At 37.3% G+C, this 17,899-nt stretch carries 19 protein-coding genes, 1 pseudogene and 1 riboswitch; of the genes and pseudogenes, 2 read left to right on the top strand and 18 right to left on the bottom strand.

Annotated elements, in window-relative coordinates; genetic code table 11:
- Positions 1-64: 64 nt before the first annotated feature.
- Entirely contained in the window at positions 65-1,456 is a 1,392-nt protein-coding gene (locus MHH45_RS18955) for a bifunctional metallophosphatase/5'-nucleotidase (protein WP_077295358.1), read from the bottom strand.
- 194 nt (positions 1,457-1,650) lie between these two features.
- On the opposite strand from MHH45_RS18955, the gene MHH45_RS18950 reads away from it, so the two are divergent.
- The gene (locus MHH45_RS18950) at positions 1,651-1,944 is read left to right on the top strand and encodes a hypothetical protein (RefSeq protein WP_141522328.1); all 294 of its coding nucleotides are present in this window, start codon (positions 1,651-1,653) and stop codon (positions 1,942-1,944) included.
- A gap of 63 nt (positions 1,945-2,007) precedes the next feature.
- On the opposite strand, the gene MHH45_RS18945 is transcribed toward MHH45_RS18950, so the two are convergent.
- The 16 genes and pseudogenes from MHH45_RS18945 to MHH45_RS18870 all read right to left on the bottom strand — a co-directional run bounded on the left by MHH45_RS18945 (position 2,008) and on the right by MHH45_RS18870 (position 16,016).
- A complete protein-coding gene (locus tag MHH45_RS18945) occupies positions 2,008-3,546 on the bottom strand; it encodes a thiol-activated cytolysin family protein (RefSeq protein WP_033670853.1) in 1,539 nt (512 codons plus the stop codon).
- 397 nt (positions 3,547-3,943) lie between these two features.
- A complete protein-coding gene (sufB, locus tag MHH45_RS18940) occupies positions 3,944-5,341 on the bottom strand; it encodes a Fe-S cluster assembly protein SufB (protein WP_016112392.1) in 1,398 nt (465 codons plus the stop codon).
- A gap of 48 nt (positions 5,342-5,389) precedes the next feature.
- Positions 5,390-5,821, bottom strand: coding sequence for a Fe-S cluster assembly sulfur transfer protein SufU (gene sufU, locus MHH45_RS18935; RefSeq protein WP_016112393.1), 432 nt, complete (start codon positions 5,819-5,821; stop codon positions 5,390-5,392).
- Positions 5,811-7,031, bottom strand: a complete 1,221-nt coding sequence (gene sufS, locus MHH45_RS18930) for a cysteine desulfurase SufS (RefSeq protein ID WP_016112394.1) — start codon at positions 7,029-7,031, stop codon at positions 5,811-5,813. Before sufS ends, sufU begins: the two co-directional genes overlap by 11 nt.
- Positions 7,031-8,323, bottom strand: coding sequence for a Fe-S cluster assembly protein SufD (gene sufD / locus MHH45_RS18925; RefSeq protein WP_016112395.1), 1,293 nt, complete (start codon positions 8,321-8,323; stop codon positions 7,031-7,033). The genes sufS and sufD overlap by 1 nt, the downstream gene beginning before the upstream one ends.
- Positions 8,324-8,338: 15 nt before the next feature.
- On the bottom strand, positions 8,339-9,124 hold the full coding sequence (sufC, locus tag MHH45_RS18920) for a Fe-S cluster assembly ATPase SufC (RefSeq protein WP_016112396.1): 786 nt from the start codon (positions 9,122-9,124) through the stop codon (positions 8,339-8,341).
- Positions 9,125-9,361: 237 nt separating this feature from the next.
- Positions 9,362-9,589, bottom strand: a pseudogene (gene metQ, locus MHH45_RS18915) (methionine ABC transporter substrate-binding lipoprotein MetQ); the annotation flags it as partial.
- A 224-nt stretch (positions 9,590-9,813) separates the two neighbouring features.
- Complete coding sequence (gene metQ / locus MHH45_RS18910; protein WP_016112399.1) at positions 9,814-10,620, bottom strand: methionine ABC transporter substrate-binding lipoprotein MetQ; 807 nt, start codon at positions 10,618-10,620, stop codon at positions 9,814-9,816.
- A 26-nt stretch (positions 10,621-10,646) separates the two neighbouring features.
- Complete coding sequence (locus tag MHH45_RS18905; RefSeq protein WP_088094079.1) at positions 10,647-11,312, bottom strand: methionine ABC transporter permease; 666 nt, start codon at positions 11,310-11,312, stop codon at positions 10,647-10,649.
- A complete protein-coding gene (locus MHH45_RS18900) occupies positions 11,305-12,330 on the bottom strand; it encodes a methionine ABC transporter ATP-binding protein (RefSeq protein WP_016112401.1) in 1,026 nt (341 codons plus the stop codon). Before MHH45_RS18900 ends, MHH45_RS18905 begins: the two co-directional genes overlap by 8 nt.
- A gap of 276 nt (positions 12,331-12,606) precedes the next feature.
- Positions 12,607-12,716: riboswitch (SAM riboswitch) on the bottom strand.
- Positions 12,717-12,841: 125 nt separating this feature from the next.
- Positions 12,842-13,186: a hypothetical protein gene (locus tag MHH45_RS18895; protein WP_088094080.1), complete on the bottom strand. Its 345-nt coding sequence runs from the start codon at positions 13,184-13,186 to the stop codon at positions 12,842-12,844.
- A 152-nt stretch (positions 13,187-13,338) separates the two neighbouring features.
- On the bottom strand, positions 13,339-13,647 hold the full coding sequence (locus tag MHH45_RS18890; RefSeq protein ID WP_077294545.1) for a thioredoxin family protein: 309 nt from the start codon (positions 13,645-13,647) through the stop codon (positions 13,339-13,341).
- Positions 13,648-13,650: 3 nt separating this feature from the next.
- A complete protein-coding gene (locus MHH45_RS18885) occupies positions 13,651-13,995 on the bottom strand; it encodes a toprim domain-containing protein (RefSeq protein ID WP_000263236.1) in 345 nt (114 codons plus the stop codon).
- Positions 13,996-14,411: 416 nt separating this feature from the next.
- Positions 14,412-14,795 carry a glycine cleavage system protein GcvH gene (gene gcvH / locus MHH45_RS18880; protein ID WP_006096504.1) on the bottom strand — a complete coding sequence of 128 codons (384 nt, stop codon included), beginning with the start codon at positions 14,793-14,795 and terminating at the stop codon, positions 14,412-14,414.
- A 41-nt stretch (positions 14,796-14,836) separates the two neighbouring features.
- Positions 14,837-15,202, bottom strand: coding sequence for an arsenate reductase family protein (locus tag MHH45_RS18875; RefSeq protein WP_003201715.1), 366 nt, complete (start codon positions 15,200-15,202; stop codon positions 14,837-14,839).
- 280 nt (positions 15,203-15,482) lie between these two features.
- The gene (locus MHH45_RS18870) at positions 15,483-16,016 is read right to left on the bottom strand and encodes a hypothetical protein (protein WP_016112405.1); all 534 of its coding nucleotides are present in this window, start codon (positions 16,014-16,016) and stop codon (positions 15,483-15,485) included.
- 141 nt (positions 16,017-16,157) lie between these two features.
- Here MHH45_RS18870 and MHH45_RS18865 point away from each other — a divergent pair, with 141 nt between their 5' ends.
- Positions 16,158-16,811 carry a phosphatase PAP2 family protein gene (locus MHH45_RS18865; protein WP_016112406.1) on the top strand — a complete coding sequence of 218 codons (654 nt, stop codon included), beginning with the start codon at positions 16,158-16,160 and terminating at the stop codon, positions 16,809-16,811.
- A gap of 66 nt (positions 16,812-16,877) precedes the next feature.
- On the opposite strand, the gene MHH45_RS18860 is transcribed toward MHH45_RS18865, so the two are convergent.
- Entirely contained in the window at positions 16,878-17,891 is a 1,014-nt protein-coding gene (locus MHH45_RS18860; RefSeq protein ID WP_088094078.1) for a PTS transporter subunit IIC, read from the bottom strand.
- Positions 17,892-17,899: the final 8 nt, after the last annotated feature.

Raw genomic sequence — 17,899 nt, 5'->3', positions numbered from 1 at the left:
TCATACACTCCTCTCTTTCTTATCTTTATGAAAAGAGAAAAATGAGTGTTACAGGTTAACTAGCCTATAGTTTGATGGAAGATGTATAAGTTATCAACATCTCTGTTAACACATCTCGCAATAACTCTGGCATATAATATTGTTTTTCAGAAAGTGTGGATAGTTCTGGGTATAAGTACCCGAATGTAAACATATCAATCGTTCCGACAGTGTATATACGTTCTAACTCTAATGATTCTCCATTAATCAATACATCTTCGAGTAAAATTTTATTTCCAGGAATCGTATCTAATGTAACTTCCAGACCATCATAAATCATTTTCCCCATAACTTTCCCGCGAAAACCAAGGCCTTTTACCTCAAGTTGTTCCATATTTGGACGACGTGCTTTTAAAATAACATCTCGTAATGTTTTTCCTTTTACTTTTAGTGCACATGGATTAATAGGATGTGGACAAATGCGGTGGATATCTCCGCGCGTTACAATTCCTTCTTCTAATCCTTCTAATAACACACCCGCATTGACCATCCCAATTCCCGCATTACACCATTTTTTTAATGCACCTGCTAACATACGGGAAATTTGTGTCTCCTGGAACCAATCAATCGGCAATGGTTCTTTTAACTCAACAATCGGATCTGCCATAATAAGTTCGCTTTCTTTCTCTAACGCTTCAATCGTCGGCAATGACTCTCCGTAAGCTGACAGACGATTTGTACGAATCGCTCTCCCATCCTTTTCTGTCACTCTTTTTGTCTCTAGATCCACCGTTAGCTGAACATGTCCGACATAATGCCCCCACTTTTCTCCGCAGCAAAGCAAGGTCCCCTTCACAAGAACACCACGCTCAAACAAATGATGCGTATGTGCCCCTAAAATAACATCAATATCATAATGCTCTGCCATATACTCATCTGCATTCTTTCCAAGATGAGAAAGAACGACAGTAACATCAGCTTTTTCTTTCACTTCTTCTAAAATTACTTCCAAATGTGCAATTGGATCTTCAATATGCCAATCCAGCATTTCATAGAACTCTGGATAAGCTACCGTTAAGCCTATAAAAGCGATCGTAACTCCATCTGCAGTTGTATGCAGCTTGTACGGTTTTGCCCAATTAGGACGCGTTCCATCTCTTTCAAATAAATTAGCTACAAGCACCTCAAAATTCGCTTCATCGTATAAATGTTCAAGATGCTCCTTCGCTAATGTAATTCCTTCGTTATTTCCAATCGTTACATAATCATATAGCGCTTCGTTTAATAATTTCGTATTGCCCTTGCCATTCGTTGCTTCCGTTATACGATGAAAACGATCCACATGATCGCCAATATCTAATGTGAAAACAGATTCTCCTGCTTTCTGTCTGCGCTTTTTCTCTTCTTGTACAAACCGAGAAATTTGCGGCCAGTTTTCAAAATGACTATGTATATCGTTTGTATGATAAAGGTGAATGATTGTTTCTTTATTTATATCCAGAGAAAAAACCTCCTCTCAATTCCTTACTGCCTTTTACGCTATCTACTTGCAATAATCCTGTAAATACTTTTCGCCTTTTCTTGCTATTTTACATTGTACTCTCATTGGAGGAAAAAGCAAAAAGATACCTTTTAATTAGAAAATTTTCACACTAAAATGGATGTATGGGGGTGATTCCTTTGTTTAACAAATATAGCTTTCTCTCTCTGTGGGTTACATTAGCTGGAGTTGTTTCATTTTCACTCAGTTATGCCCTTGCAGCAAATTTAAGTTTTTTACCAATCATTTTCTTTTTTATTAGCACCGCTTGCATCATCCTCGGTCTCATATTCAGCATGATAGCTATAAACAAGAACGAACCAAGCAAATGGAAGTTTGTCGGTATTTTTGTTCCACTTCTAGCTGTTATTTTCATATTACTCATCCCTGTTCTTATTGGAGCATTTGGATTTAGAGAACCGTAAAAGCACCGATATATTTGCGACCAAGTAAAAAAGCGCCCTGCAAACAGGGCGCTTCACTTTTACCTAATGACTAATATTGGCACTTGGATATAATGTCGTTCCTCCAATTGAAACTTTCATTTCATTTGTTAATGGAACATTTTGTTCATTAATAATTGTTCTCCACCATTCCCATGCAAGACCTGTACATTCTCTTGCTACGACTTTTACATTTTTTGAATTCGGTGGAAGTGGTATGACTGTATTGAAATGAGCAGTTCTGTCTCTGCCGTTTCCTTCCCAAGTTTTATGGGTTAGTACTTCTTTTCCATTTTGATCATAAGAGAATTCATCCCAAGATACATCAAATTGAGCAACATATCCACCAGTATGATCAAGCGTCATTTTAGCACTAGAATATTCTGTAGTTGTAGTCTCAATATAATCTGTATTGTTATGAACAGCAGCAGTTGCGTTATCTTTTAAGAAAGTGCTTGTATATGAAATTGGGTATGCTGGATTTTTAGAACTTAATTCTGCATTATCTTTAATGATATTTCGGATTTCATTAAAATCTTTTGTAACAACCTTGTTATGCTCTTTTGCATCTCCGCCTAATACTACAGCGGTAAAGGTACTGTCTTCAAAAATATCTTTGTACTGTCCACTCGCTTCAACGCCTTGACCCTTAATTAAGGCTTTAAAAGCAGTTTGTACATCTTTGCTCTTAGATGATGTTTCTAATTTCACATAAACTGTTCTACCATAAGCTACATTTGACACCATAACAGGCGGAGCCGCATTACTTACCCCTTTACGAGTTAACTCATCAAAAGTAACACTATTATCAAAAAGATCTGATGGATTGTTAGGTAGTTCTGCACTTACGGTATAAAAGATTTGCTTATATGCCGCAACCATTACTTTTTTCTCTCCATTTGCAACAGCATTAAAGTCAATATTCAGTGAATTGTCAAGGTATTTAGCGTTAACATTAAGAGCACTTGCTATTTGAGATTTACTATACACCATAGATTCTGTATACTGCATTCTTGCAGGTAACGTATGTGTTTTTGAATACTTTTCATTCCAAGTAGATACTAATTCATCTACTGCTCCAGACACATTACCATATGTAGGATTTTGGACAGTAATTGTATTGTCTTTTCTCATGCCAGGTAAGTCTATACTAATATTCAAAGGTTTTCTCTTAGCCACTAATAAACTAGGTTGATTATCCGCAAAAGATTTATTTGCAAGTTGTACTGCTCCTGGATAAGTACGATTAGCCACAGAATCAATAATCGAAATATCCACTGGTGAAGTTGTAAGTGATTTTTTCTCACGTTCAACTACTACAAATTTACCATTTGAATTTGTACTTTCTTTCGGAACAAAACTCTCTACTTTATCACCATTTACTGCTAAAACCTCTTGATTATTATACTTAAGATTTGCTATACCAGTATCAATGTTAATAGCTTTTTTTGTTGCATCAGCTGAATTACTTTTAGGTGTTTCAGCGAAAGAAATAGAAGAATAATTAAAAGTGCATAAGCCAATTGATAAACATGCTAGTAATTTTATTCCTTTAATATTTTTTGTAATTTTCAAAAAACTCAACTCCTTTTTTAGAATAATTTTGTTGCATCAGCTAAATTACTTGTTTATGTTTCAGCGAAGGAAATAAACGAATAATTAATAGTACATAAACCAACTAATAAACATACTAGTAATTTTATTCCTTCAACATGGTTTAGAACTTTTAAAATACTCACCTCCTTTTTTTAAAAATTATATCATGTAATCTCAATTTTTGTATATTGATAAAATTTTTCCCCTTACTCAAACTAGATAGTTTTTCAGCGGCTTTTCACATGTCCAACATCGTCGCAAGGTCTTTATATCGTGTCGAAGCACCGGTATTTCAAAAATAACACCGATATATCGGGAGCAACGATTGATATATTTGCATCCAATTAAAAAAGCGCCCTGTAAACAGGGCGCTTCTACTTTTAAATTAACCGATACTACCTTCCATCTCAAACTTGATTAGACGGTTCATTTCAACTGCGTATTCCATTGGAAGTTCGCGAGTGAATGGCTCAATGAAGCCCATTACGATCATTTCTGTAGCTTCTTGCTCAGAGATACCGCGGCTCATTAGGTAGAATAATTGTTCTTCTGATACTTTTGATACTTTCGCTTCGTGCTCAAGTGAAACGTGATCGTTTTTGATCTCGTTGTAAGGAATTGTATCAGATGTAGATTGGTTATCCATGATTAACGTATCACATTCGATGTTAGAGCGAGAGTTTGTCGCTTTTGGTCCGAATTGTACGATACCACGGTACGTTACTTTACCACCATGTTTCGCAATCGATTTAGAAACGATTGTTGAAGATGTGTTTGGTGCTAAGTGAATCATTTTCGCACCAGCATCTTGGTGTTGGCCTTTACCAGCAATCGCGATAGATAATGTTAAACCACGAGCGCCTTCGCCTTTTAAGATAACTGCTGGGTATTTCATCGTTAATTTAGATCCGATGTTACCGTCAATCCATTCCATCGTTGCGTTCGCTTCACAAACAGCACGTTTTGTAACTAGGTTGTATACGTTGTTCGCCCAGTTTTGGATTGTTGTATAACGGCAATATGCATCTTTCTTAATGATGATTTCTACTACTGCACTATGCAGTGAGTTTGTTGTGTAAACAGGAGCTGTACAACCTTCTACGTAGTGTACGTGTGCGCCTTCGTCTACAATAATAAGCGTACGCTCGAATTGTCCCATATTCTCAGAGTTAATACGGAAATACGCTTGAAGTGGTGTATCAACTTTGATACCTTTTGGAACGTAGATGAATGATCCACCAGACCAAACTGCAGAGTTTAATGCTGCGAATTTGTTGTCAGTTGGTGGGATTACTTTTCCGAAATGCTCACGGAAAATATCTTCGTTCTCTTTTAATGCGCTATCTGTATCTTTGAAGACGATTCCTAGATCTTCTAGGTCCTCTTTCATGTTGTGGTATACAACTTCAGATTCGTACTGTGCAGATACACCAGCTAAATATTTTTGCTCAGCTTCTGGAATACCTAATTTATCAAATGTCGCTTTAATTTCGTCAGGTACTTCATCCCAAGACTTCTCAGATTTCTCAGATGGTTTTACGTAGTACGTAATTTCATCGAAATCTAGGTCATTTAAATCGCCGCCCCATTGTGGCATTGGCATTTCATAGAACTTATCCAGTGATTTTAAACGGAAGTCTAACATCCACTGTGGTTCTTCTTTCATACGTGAAATCTCTTCAACGATTTCTTTTGTTAAACCGCGTCCAGCACGGAAAATCGAAACATCTTTATCCTTGAAACCATATTTATAATCGCCGATATCTGGCAGTTTCTTCGCCATGTTGGTATGTCCCTCCTTAGATAACCTCGTGTTTAGGAACCTGTAACATTACTTATCTTCGTTTAAGCCTTTTTCTAACGCTTTCCAAGCTAATGTTGCACATTTAATACGTGCTGGAAACTTGCATACGCCTTGTAATGCTTCAATATCTCCTAAATCTACGCTGTCATCATACTCTTTTCCTAGCATCATGTCAGAGAAAATTTTAGAAAGCTTAATTGCCTCTTCAATTTTCTTTCCTTTTACTGCTTGCGTCATCATCGAAGCTGAAGACATGGAGATGGAACAACCTTCTCCTTCAAACTTCGCCTCTTTCACAATTCCCTCTTCTACTTTCATCGTAAGTTGAATACGATCGCCGCAAGTTGGATTGTTTAAGTTAACTGTAACACTATCTTCTAACACGCCATGGTTACGAGGATTCTTATAATGATCCATAATAACTTGACGATATAACGTATCTAAATTATTAAAAGACATTTGTGAAATACTCCTTTGTTTTCGTTAGCGCTTCAACAAATGTATCAATTTCTTCTTTTGTATTATATAAATAGAAGCTTGCACGTGCTGTAGAAGAAGCTTTTAACCACTTCATAAGCGGCTGTGCACAGTGGTGTCCTGCGCGAACCGCAATGCCTTCTACATCTAATACTGTTGCCACATCATGCGGATGTACTTCATCAATATTAAATGTAACAAGACCAGCACGATGCTTTGGTCCATAAATTGTAACGCCATCTACTTCTGATAGTCTTTCTAAAGCGTACTGCGCTAATTCATGTTCATGCTTTTCAATATTATCAAGACCGATTTCTTCTAGGAAATCAATTGCCGCTCCAAGTCCAATCGCATTACCGATAATCGGTGTACCTGCTTCAAACTTCCACGGAAGCTCTTTCCACGTAGAATCTTGTAAGTCTACGAAATCAATCATTTCGCCGCCAAATTCAATTGGCTCCATATTGTCTAGCAATTCTTTCTTACCATATAATACGCCGACACCTGTAGGCCCGCACATTTTATGAGCGGATAATGCGTAGAAATCACAGTTTAAATTTTGTACATCCACTTTCATATGAGGTGTACTTTGTGCACCGTCAACGACCATGATTGCACCATTTTGATGAGCGATTTCTGCAATCTCTTTTACAGGATTAATCGTTCCAAGTACGTTAGACACATACATAATAGAAACGATTTTTGTATTCGGTGTAATTGTTTGACGAGCATCCTCTAATGAGATTGTTCCGTCTTGCTGAAGCGGAAGGTATTTTAAAGTTGCGCCCGTTTTCTTCGCAACTTGTTGCCACGGAATAATATTACTATGATGCTCCATGTATGAGATGACGATTTCATCGCCTTCTTTTACATTTTCCAGGCCATAGCTTGCAGCTACTGTATTTAATGCAGTTGTTGTTCCGCGCGTGAAAATAATTTCTTCCATTGATTTCGCGTTAATAAACTTGCGAACCTTCTCACGTGCACCTTCATACGCATCGGTAGCTTTCGTACCGAGCGTATGAACACCGCGATGCACGTTAGAATTGTATTCTTTATAGTAACGTTCTAACGTTTCAATGACTTGAATTGGTTTTTGAGAAGTTGCTGCACTATCGAAATATACAAGTTGTTTGCCGTTCACCTTTTGATCAAGAATTGGAAACTGTTTGCGTATTTCATGAATATTCATTAGCGAACTTTCCTTTCAATTACCTCAACAAGCTGCGCTTTTACTCCTTCAATTGGAAGCTCATTTACTACAGGTGCTAAGAATCCATGGATGACTAAACGTTCTGCTTCTTGCTTCGGAATACCACGGCTCATTAAGTAGTATAGTTGCAGTGGATCTACGCGGCCTACAGAAGCTGCGTGCCCTGCCATTACATCGTCTTCGTCAATTAAAAGAATTGGGTTTGCATCACCGCGTGCTTTTTCATTTAACATAAGAACGCGAGAAGATTGTTGTGCATTTGATTTAGATGCACCGTGTTCAATCTTACCAATTCCGTTAAAGATAGATGTTGCGCTATCTTTTTGTACACCGTGTTTTAAAATGAATCCTTCAGAGTGTTTACCGAAGTGAACAACTTTTGTTGTAAAGTTTTGTGTTTGGTTACCACGGCCAATTGTTACTGTTTTTGTATCAGCAAATGATCCGTCTCCCATTAAGTTCGTTACGTTCTCTGAAATTGTATTTCCGTCATTCATAAGGCCTAATGCCCACTCAAGACGTCCATCCCGTCCTACAACGCCGCGGCGGTTCACGTAAGATGTTACATCTTTTGCTAATAGATCAACCGCACCAAATTTCACTTGTGCACCTTGTTCTACGATTACTTCTGCCACGATGTTTGCAATACCTGTAACAGTTTCGTTTGCTACGTAATTTTCTACGTATGTTGCAGAACTGTTGGCATCAGCTACGAATAATACGTGGTTATATACGTTTGCTTCTTCGCCGTCTACCAAGAATACAGCTTGAAGTGGTGTTTCAAGAACAACGTTTTTCGGAACATATACAAATGCACCGCCGTTGATTAATGCAGCATGAAGTGCTGTTAAGCGATGCTCATCTACTTTCACGCCATCTTTCATTAAATACTTTTGTAAGAGTTCAGCATGCTCAGTTGCAGCTGTAACGATATCTGTGAAAATAACGCCTTTCTCTTTTGCTTCGTCTGCTAAAGAAACGAATGCTGTTGTACCACTTCGTCCTACAAGTACGCTATTATTTGTATCAATTAACTTTTGCACTGCTTCTGGAAGTTCCTCTAAAGAACTTACAGGCTCTTGCTTAGCAGTGTGGCCTTTTCCGATAAAGTCCCATTTATCGATTTTTGTTTTATCAGGCGTTGGCATTGAAAGTTCAGTTGCTTGTGCAAGAGCTTGTAAGCGGAACTCAGTCAACCAAGCAGCTTCGTTTACTTCGCTTGCGCGCTGACGGATTGTTTCTTGATCGAAAGGTAATGTACCGATTGTCATATTTATGCTCCTCTCTTACGCTTCTTGCTCTGCTGTTTCGTCTTCAATACCTAATTCTTTTTTGATCCAGTCGTAACCTTCAGCTTCTAGACGTTGTGCAAGCTCAGGGCCACCAGATTTAACGATGCGACCGTTCATCATAACGTGAACGAAGTCTGGAGTAATGTAGTTTAATAAACGTTGGTAATGCGTAATCATTAGGCAACCGAACTCTTCGCCACGCATTTGGTTAATACCTTTAGATACAACTTTTAATGCATCGATATCAAGACCAGAGTCGATTTCATCTAAGATTGCAATTTTTGGCTCAATCATCATTAATTGAAGAATTTCGTTACGTTTTTTCTCACCGCCAGAGAAACCTTCGTTTAAGTAACGTTGTGCCATTTCTGGATCCATTTCTAGGAATTCCATGTTTTTATCTAATGTACGGATAAATTTCATAAGAGAAATTTCTTCGCCTTCCTCACGACGTGCATTAATTGCAGAACGTAAGAAGTCAGCGTTTGTTACTCCGCTAATTTCACTTGGATATTGCATTGCTAGGAATAGACCTGCTTGTGCGCGCTCATCTACTTCCATTTCTAATACATCTTCACCGTCGATGATGATGCTACCTTCTGTTACTTCATATTTTGGGTGACCCATAATTGCAGAAGATAAAGTTGATTTACCTGTTCCGTTAGGTCCCATAATTGCGTGGATTTCTCCACCTTTTACTTCAAGGTTTACACCTTTTAAGATTTCTTTACCATCGATTGATACATGTAAGTCTTTAACCGTTAATGTAGAACCAGCCATCTCAATACCTCCATTAATCCTCTATATACATTTTAAAAATTCCTAAAACATTCACATTCTCATTTTATTCTCATTCTCATTTTATATCAAATAAAATGTTATCGCAAACACTGAGAAAATGTAACAATTTTTTCACAAATGTATATAAGTACTTCCCTCACATCCTATTATGATACACTTTTCTTCTTATATATATAAAGAAAAAAGGGCTAGAAATTCCCTAGCCCTTTCCTACGCCTATTCACTTACTGGAAGTACAGCGCCCTTATATTCTTTCTTAATAAAATCTTGAATTTCTTTTGAATGTAATACTTCTACAAGCTCTTTAATTTCTTTTCTATTTTCGTCACCTTTGCGAATCGCAATAATATTTGTGTACGGAGAATCTGATCCTTCAATTGCAATTGCATCTTTTGTTGGGTTTAATTTTGCATCAATTGCATAGTTTGAGTTAATGAATAATGCGGCACATTCGAGCACCAACAACAAGCGTATTTTTATCTTTTCCGCCGCAACCAGCTAATGCAAATACAAAGACTTCTATAAAAATTGATAGTGTGATTTTCTTCATATGATGACGCCTTTTTTGTAATTTCTAGAACTTTTTGCATACAGATTCTTCATTCATAGTTATTCTTACCCCAGTAAAAAATAAGAGCTGGCAAACGTCAGCTCTTATTTTTTTCAAATTATTCTTTAATAGGAATAACCGCACCTTTATATTCCTTATTAATAAAGTCTTCAATTTCTTTCGAATGTAACACTTCTACAAGTGCTGTAATTTCTTTTTTATCTTTATCACCTTTACGAACAACAACTACGTTTGCATATGGAGAATCATTGCCTTCAATCGCAATCGCATCTTTTTCCGGATTTAATTTTGCATCAATTGCATAGTTTGAATTGATTAAAACTGCATCGCCTTCTTTATTGTTATACACTTGTGGTAATAAACCAGGCTCAATATCTGTTTTGAACTTCAAGTTTTTCGGATTTTCCACAATATCTTTTACAGTTGCTTTTACAGGTTCTATACCATCTTTAATTTTCAAAATACCTTCTTTTTGTAAAATTGCCAAACCACGTCCATGGTCAGTAATAGAGTTACTCATAATAATTGTTGCTCCATCTGGAAGGTCTTTTAAATTTTTATACTTTTGAGAATACACACCGATTGGTTCTAGATGTATTTTTCCTGCTATTTCAAATTTATATCCTTTGTCTTTAATCTCTTTTTCTAAGTACGGAATATGTTGGAAGTAGTTTGCATCTAACTCTTTATCCGCTAATGATTTATTTGGCAGTACGTAATCTTGGAATGGTTTAATTTCTAATTTTATACCTTTTTTCTCAAGTAACGGTTTTGCCTTCTCTAAAATTTCAGCGTGCGGTACGTTAGAAGCACCAACAACAAGCTTATCTTCACTTTTCCCGCCACAAGCAGCTAACCCAAAAATTGAAGTTGTAATAAGTGCTGAAAGTAATAATTTTTTCATGCTGTAAACACCCTTCCTTTTTATATCTATCGTTTATCAATTCGAGTTGTAACAAAATCACCAATCCATTGAAGTAAGAAAACAACTAATAGTACACAAATTGTTGCAACGATCGTCACATCGTTATTTCCGCGCTGAAATCCTTCTAAATAAGCAAGGGTACCAAGACCACCAGCTCCGACAATACCAGCCATTGCTGTGTAACCAACAAGCGCAATTGTTGTTACTGTAATGCCAGAAACAAGTGCTGGCAGTGATTCTGGTATTAATACCTTCCAAATAATCGTGCTCGTTTTTGCCCCCATTGCTTTTGAAGCTTCAATTACTCCTTTATCAATCTCACGAAGTGCAATTTCAACCATCCTTGCATAAAATGGTGCTGCTCCAATAATTAAAGCTGGTAGTGCTGCGCTTGCCCCAAGAATTGTTCCAAGAAGAATCTTCGTAAATGGAATTAATAAAATAATTAAAATGATAAATGGAATGGAACGAAAGATATTTACAAATGCTCCAATCACTGTGTGGATCGCTTTGTTTTCCCACAAATTATCCTTTGCCGTCATGAAAAGTAATAATCCTAAAATGAGACCTAGAGCAAATGTCGCAAGTGCTGCGATTGCCGTCATATATAATGTTTCACCTGTTGCTTCTAGCATTTGATTCCAATCGACGTTTGCGAGTAACTTATCCATGTGCAATCACCTCCAGCTCTACTTGCTCTTGATTGATTCCTTCTATCGCTTGCTGGATTGCTACTTCCTCACCATTTAAGTGAACCACTAAGCTTCCATACGATCCATTGTTTGTTTGAGCAATATTCCCTTGCAGTACACTTACTTCTATATCATCCCGCCTCATTAATCTCTGGAGTACTGGACGCTCTACGGAATCACCAATAAACTGCAAACGAATCACTTTTCCATCTGGATATTTTTCTAATAAGCTCTCAATTGTTTCATTTGTATCTTCAGAATCTGTTATCTGTTGTACAAATCGCTTTGTAATCTCTTGCTGTGGATTACGGAATACATCTAGTACAGGACCACTTTCTACAATTTTTCCTTTTTCCATTACCGCAACGCGATTACAAATTTTACGAATCACATGCATTTCATGTGTAATCAATACAATTGTTAAGCCAAGGCGCTTATTAATATCTAATAGTAAATCTAAAATTTGATCTGTCGTTTCCGGATCAAGTGCCGATGTTGCTTCGTCACACAAGAGTACTTTCGGATTATTCGCTAATGCTCTTGCAATCCCAACGCGCTGCTTTTGTCCTCCGCTTAATTGAGATGGATATGCATCGCCCCTTCCTTCTAATCCAACAAGGCGAATTAACTCATCCACGCGCTTTCTTCGCTGCACTTTATCCACCCCTGCAATCTCAAGTGGAAAAGCGATATTTTCACGTACAGTTCGTGACCAAAGTAAGTTAAAATGCTGAAAAATCATCCCAATTTCTTGTCTTGCCTTGCGCAGTTCATTTCCAGTAATTGCTGAAATAACACGATTAGCTATCGTAATCTGTCCGGAAGTTGGTTTCTCTAATTGATTAAACAATCGAATTAAAGAACTTTTTCCAGCACCACTATATCCGATAACACCAAATATCTCACCTTTCTCTATTTTTAAATTGGCGTTATCCACAGCAGTGACATCACCGCTTTTTGACTTATATATCTTCTTTACATTCTCTAATAGAATCATGGTGTATCACCCCTTTTTGATTTAAAAAGCGCAAGCGGCTTGCTCAGAACAAGAGGGCGTTGGAACCCCTGACGCAGAGGCGATTTTTGCCTCGCAGGAAGGGGTGAAACGACCGACTGTTCTAGCCGCTGGAGCTGGATTTCTTAAAAAACGTAAGCGGCTTGCTCACTTAAAATTTTGTTATTCGAACGTCCTCCTCATTCAAACAACAAAAAAACCTTTCTGCCTCTAGAATGAGCAGAAAGGTTTATATGCGTATATCAACATTATCCCTTCCTCTCATCTCTCAAAGCATTTGCTTTGCAGGAATTGGCACCATTTCAACATAAAAGTTGACGGTTGCCGGGTTTCATAGGGCTCAGTCCCTCCACCTCTCTTGATAAGAGAAATCAGATTCAATTTTCGTCTGATTTGAAATTTATGAAATTGTCTATATTTTATGAATTGAATTTTATCAATATACACCCACTATGTCAACAGAAATTTTCACAAAAAACGAAACTTCAGAATATTAAGCACCTACTGGCATTGGTTTACATATATGAAACACTGATTCAAATAATAGCATCGTGCGATACGTTCCAGAATAGTGTACACGCCCATTATTAATTAAGGTTTGTAACCGAATATTCCCAGTAACTAATCGCTGTAGGTCTTCCTCCCAAAAACAAACAATTTGTTCTGTTCCCTTGGTTCCTTTCAAAATTTGTATATACTCTCTTGAGATTTGAAGTGAATAACACTCAGCTCCCAAACGGATATTAATTATTTTTTCTCCTTGCCGTAGAAGTGGCTCTAAATGATATTGGCTATTGGCATACGTTACAAATGATTGAAGCAACGAATATAATCCCACTCTAATCACATCCTTCATATCACTTTCTACTAAATACCATTCCATCTTCTTAAAGAGCAATCCTGTTACTTTCTCTCGACAAATAACGTATCACTTCTATCTTTCAGGCACATTTCCCAAGAAATATGTCGAGGCGGCAAAAAGATTGCCGCCTACTGTAATTCTGTATATAAATATTCAACTGAATGAAATGCATATATTTTCTTCATAAGTGTTCCCCGCTCAAATACGAGTAAACAAGGTACACTTTCCACCTCATATTCTCGCGCTAAATGCGGAGCGTAATTTAAATCTAGCATTCCTATTTCCAAATCAGATATAGTAGCTTCTACAACTGTTAACATCTTCTTTGCTAATTGGCATGTTCCACACATCGGTGTATATACATATAACACTGTTTTTTCTTGGTCTGCTATTAAAGCTGTAGCTTCAGCACCTGTCCAGTCAATCACTTCTATCATTCCTTACCGTAAATATTCTGTATAAACGTCAATGTCAGCTCCCCATAATACGTTCGCTAAATGATTAGAAGGAGCAGTTGCCACTTCACGATACGAACGATCAATGTAAATATGCTCAGCTTGCGGGAATTCTTTACGAAATTGTTTTCTGAGCTTTTCACCCGCCGCATCAGCATCCACTAGCACATATACTTCTTTATCAAAAAACTGATCAATGAGTTCATCCATTTTCGACAAACCAATTGTACCATTTGTACAAACAATTTCCACTGGTTCGCGAATAATAGATTCAATCTTTCTTCTATCTGATTTTCCTTCGACAATAATGACTTTCTCTACATAGACCATATGTCATCACCCGATCACCATATACTATAAAACAACCTTACTTTAGTATATAGTATATTCGTTCTTTTCATGTTGTTTCCTGTTTATTTTTGCAAAGAAAAGCGGAGTCGACTGTTTAGCCCCGTTGGCTAAGGTTCTTTCGCACAGAAGACGCTTTTTGTCTTCTTGTGCGGAAGGTTCTTAGACATGAAGGGCTAGGAGGCGGAGCTGGACAAAGAAAAGTGGAAGCGGCTCACTCAGAACAGAAGGACGTTGGAATTCCTGACGTAAAGGCGCTTTTTTGCCTCGCAGGAAGGAGTGAAACGACCGACTGTTCTAGCCGCTGGAGCTAGACAAAGAAAAGCGCAGGCGGCTCGTTCACACAATGCAAAATAAAAAGGACAGCACATAGGCTGTCCTTTTTATCTCGACTAAAATTAGTCTTGGTTTGTCATTTCTGCGTATTGTTCTGCAGATAATAACTTCTCTACTTCACTTGCATCAGAAAGTTCAATCTTAACCATCCATGCACCTTCGTACGGAGATTCGTTAACAAGTTCTGGTTGGTCGCTTAATTCTTCGTTTACTGCCACAACTTTACCACTTACAGGTGCGTATAATTCAGAAACTGTTTTAACAGATTCTACGCTTCCGAATGGCTCGTCAGCTTCAATTGTTGCACCTACTTCAGGAAGTTCAACGAATACGATATCGCCTAACTCACTTTGTGCAAAATGAGTAATACCGATAACAACTTCGTTGCCTTCAGTTTTTACCCATTCGTGTTCTTCAGAGTAACGTAAATGATTTGGAATGCTCATGACTGTACCTCCAGTGAATGTATTAATTATGTAAAAATACCTTATTGGTACTTTTTCCACACACTTTCAAACTGCTCTTCGTTAAAACCAAGTGTTACATTCGTGCCATCTGTTACGATTGGACGTTTAATCAACATGCCATCAGATGCTAATAGCTCAAACATTTCGTCCTCACTTGCATCTTTTAACTTATCTTTTAAGCCAAGTTCACGGTAACGCATTCCACTTGTATTAAAGAATTTTTTTAATGGCAATTCACTTTTCGCATGTAAATTACGCAAATCTTCTTTTGACGGTGGATTTTCAACAATATGAATCATTTCATATGCTACATCGTTTGCCTCAAACCATTTTTTTGCTTTTTGACATGTGCCACACTTTGGATATGAATAAAATGTTACTGCCATAAATTCACCTACTTTTTACTAACCTTTACCTTTATCATATAGAAAACGTTTTATTATTTCAAACGATTCTTCTCCAAACTTTAACTTATTTCGCGACAATTTTCTTTTATCCTGCAAATTTTCCCTATTTTCCGCCATTTAAAGAAAAATAATATATAAAAAAATAAATATAAAAATTTCCCCCTCTTCATTCATTATGTATCATTTAGACCGAACATACATCTTAAACAAACGTTTATTTAAATAACTAAAAAATAAAAAGCCCCTAGTCCGGAGCTTCTCAATGCCTGCTCAAATAATCTGCAATCGTTTGAAATACGTATATATACATATTATGAATACTTTGCTCCGAAATCGTCTCATTGTATAAACCAGTGCCCCAATACTGCCCTTCACCACTTCCTAGATTTACAAATCCTTGTGTATACATCATCGCTTTATCTGTTGGTGCATTGTTATAATCCAAATCTTTTTCTATAAAAATCAAATATGGCTTATCCTTTAAACCGATAAAAAACACTGGCTTTTTTAACCCTAAAAATAGCTCTGTATATTTTTCTTCTGATGCTTCTTGAAAATATTCTTTCATAACGAGAAATCCGTCGACTTTCTCTGATTTCTCTTTTATCTGATCTAAATTCACCTTCACAAACTTTATGTTTCTAAACGTATCCTTTGGCGCCTCACCGATAACTCCAATTACAAGCGCTCTTCCGCTATACTCTAAAGCAGATGGCACATCCTTATTCTTTGCACATCCAGCTCCCACGAGACATAACAATATAAGAACCAACAAAATAAGCAAACGTTTCATATCTCATCCTCCCATTAAAAGTCAAGTGACAAAAATGTAAGGTTAATGCAAAAAAATGTAAGTAAAATTGATAGCCCATTTTGATTTTCTATATTATAATCAACTGGATTTACTTACATTACTAAACACTAGGAGATAGTCATGAAAAAATATAAACTTTCATCTTTTCTTCCATTAAGTTATATACTTCTACTCGTACTCGTAAGTCCCCTTTACGATGTACTGAATAAATCTGGCGTTCATGCTGTTGATGTTACAACAGTAGTTGATGATTGGATTCCATTTGTGAAGGCATTTATTATTCCGTATTTAATTTGGTTCCCATACTTATACGGCGCACTCATTTATTATTGCTTTAAAGATCGAAAACAATATTATGTAACATTAAGCAGCGTTATCCTAGGAAAGCTTACGTGCTTTTCGATTTACTACTTTTGGCAAACAACCGTACCACGTCCAACAGTAGTAGGGACAGATATATTTTCTGACTTAGTTCGCTATATTTATAGTATTGATCAACCTGTAAACTGTTTTCCTAGCATCCACGTTCTCACAACATTTGTGATTATGTTAGCGGCTTATAAGCGAAGAGAACAGCACAGATGGGAATATTACATTCTTACTTTCTTTGGCTCACTTATTATTTTATCGACGTTATTTACAAAGCAACATGCCTTCTTAGATGCCGTTTCCGGTATGGCAGTTGCAAGTACGCTATACTTCGGTGTGCAGCTTTTACTAGTAAACCGAAAAGACACGATTACAATTCCTGCGAGACAAACCTCTAAAATGTAAACAAAAAAGCAGACTGTGGCTTCTTCAGTCTGCTTTTACTATATAAAGAAGATTTTCAATTGTAACTTAAGATTGTGGCACAGTCATGTCGCCAGAATGAATGCGACCTGCTTTTCGTAACGCGATGTAAAGTATATAAGAAACAGCTACTGGGATTATGATATAAGTGATGACCATTGCTGGTACAACACCAAATCCTTGGCTAGAAATTAAATTAATTGGTGCAATAAGAGAACTTAATCCAAGACCTGCAATTTCTTTACCTGCTTCCAAGTGAAAAATCAGTGCAGATACAGGGCCCACAATGGCGCTGGCAACGACAGTTGGGACGAGAATCATTGGATTTTTAGTAATGTTCGGCAACTGTACTTTCGGAGTACAAAGTGCTTGTGCTAAAATACCGCCTAAGTTGTTTTCTTTTGCAGAGATAACAGAGAATCCGATAAATTGAGCGACACATCCTGCAAGTGCTGCGCCGCCTGCAACACCGTCTAGGCTAAGTGCAATTGCTAGAGCTGCTGATGAAGCTGGAGAGATAAGTAGTAGCCCCCAAACAACCGCAAGCACGATTGAAGCAATAAATGGGCTACCAGCTGAGCTGTCTTTAATAAATGCGCCAACTGTATTTAATACAGGACTAATATTTTGAGATAACCAAATACCAACTATACCAGACCCTAATATTGCTGCAAATGGAACGAGCATCATATCTAAAGCAGTTTTTCCGCTTAATCTTTTACCGATATAAACCGCTAGAGTTGCTGTTAATAACGCACCAATTGGTTCCCCAGTTTTAATAATTAAGCCGGCTTCAGTCATCGAAATCGACCCTGCTCCAATCGCTCCGGCAACCATCGCTGAGAAAATGACAAGTCCGTTTGCCCCAAGCATGAAAGCAATCCCTGCTCCAATTGCTGGTGCCATCAGTGATTTCGCAACAACCCCAATTGTAATTAACATCGGAATATCAACAATTCTCCCTATATTTTCGATAAGTAAACCAATTCCAAGGGATACGAAAATACCTTGTGCAATTCCGGCGGAACCTTTAAATACACGAGACATTATATATTCCTTCATCTGTTTCA

Source organism: Bacillus sp. FSL K6-0042 (genome assembly GCF_038006685.1).
In the GTDB taxonomy this organism is placed as follows: domain Bacteria; phylum Bacillota; class Bacilli; order Bacillales; family Bacillaceae_G; genus Bacillus_A; species Bacillus_A pseudomycoides.
This window is presented reverse-complemented; position numbering and strand designations above follow the sequence as displayed.

Excerpts from the sequence above, each read along its gene's own strand:
- sufD (WP_016112395.1), bottom strand. The coding sequence starts at position 8,323 with ATGACAATCGGTACATTACCTTTCGATCAAGAAACAATCCGTCAGCGC.
- sufU (WP_016112393.1), bottom strand. The coding sequence starts at position 5,821 with ATGTCTTTTAATAATTTAGATACGTTATATCGTCAAGTTATTATGGAT.
- sufB (WP_016112392.1), bottom strand. The coding sequence starts at position 5,341 with ATGGCGAAGAAACTGCCAGATATCGGCGATTATAAATATGGTTTCAAG.
- MHH45_RS18865 (WP_016112406.1), top strand. The coding sequence starts at position 16,158 with ATGAAAAAATATAAACTTTCATCTTTTCTTCCATTAAGTTATATACTT.
- gcvH (WP_006096504.1), bottom strand. The coding sequence starts at position 14,795 with ATGAGCATTCCAAATCATTTACGTTACTCTGAAGAACACGAATGGGTA.
- MHH45_RS18885 (WP_000263236.1), bottom strand. The coding sequence starts at position 13,995 with ATGGTCTATGTAGAGAAAGTCATTATTGTCGAAGGAAAATCAGATAGA.
- MHH45_RS18875 (WP_003201715.1), bottom strand. The coding sequence starts at position 15,202 with ATGGCAGTAACATTTTATTCATATCCAAAGTGTGGCACATGTCAAAAA.
- MHH45_RS18905 (WP_088094079.1), bottom strand. The coding sequence starts at position 11,312 with ATGGATAAGTTACTCGCAAACGTCGATTGGAATCAAATGCTAGAAGCA.
- sufC (WP_016112396.1), bottom strand. The coding sequence starts at position 9,124 with ATGGCTGGTTCTACATTAACGGTTAAAGACTTACATGTATCAATCGAT.
- MHH45_RS18890 (WP_077294545.1), bottom strand. The coding sequence starts at position 13,647 with ATGATAGAAGTGATTGACTGGACAGGTGCTGAAGCTACAGCTTTAATA.
- MHH45_RS18870 (WP_016112405.1), bottom strand. The coding sequence starts at position 16,016 with ATGAAACGTTTGCTTATTTTGTTGGTTCTTATATTGTTATGTCTCGTG.
- MHH45_RS18860 (WP_088094078.1), bottom strand. The coding sequence starts at position 17,891 with ATGAAGGAATATATAATGTCTCGTGTATTTAAAGGTTCCGCCGGAATT.
- sufS (WP_016112394.1), bottom strand. The coding sequence starts at position 7,031 with ATGAATATTCATGAAATACGCAAACAGTTTCCAATTCTTGATCAAAAG.
- metQ (WP_016112399.1), bottom strand. The coding sequence starts at position 10,620 with ATGAAAAAATTATTACTTTCAGCACTTATTACAACTTCAATTTTTGGG.
- MHH45_RS18900 (WP_016112401.1), bottom strand. The coding sequence starts at position 12,330 with ATGATTCTATTAGAGAATGTAAAGAAGATATATAAGTCAAAAAGCGGT.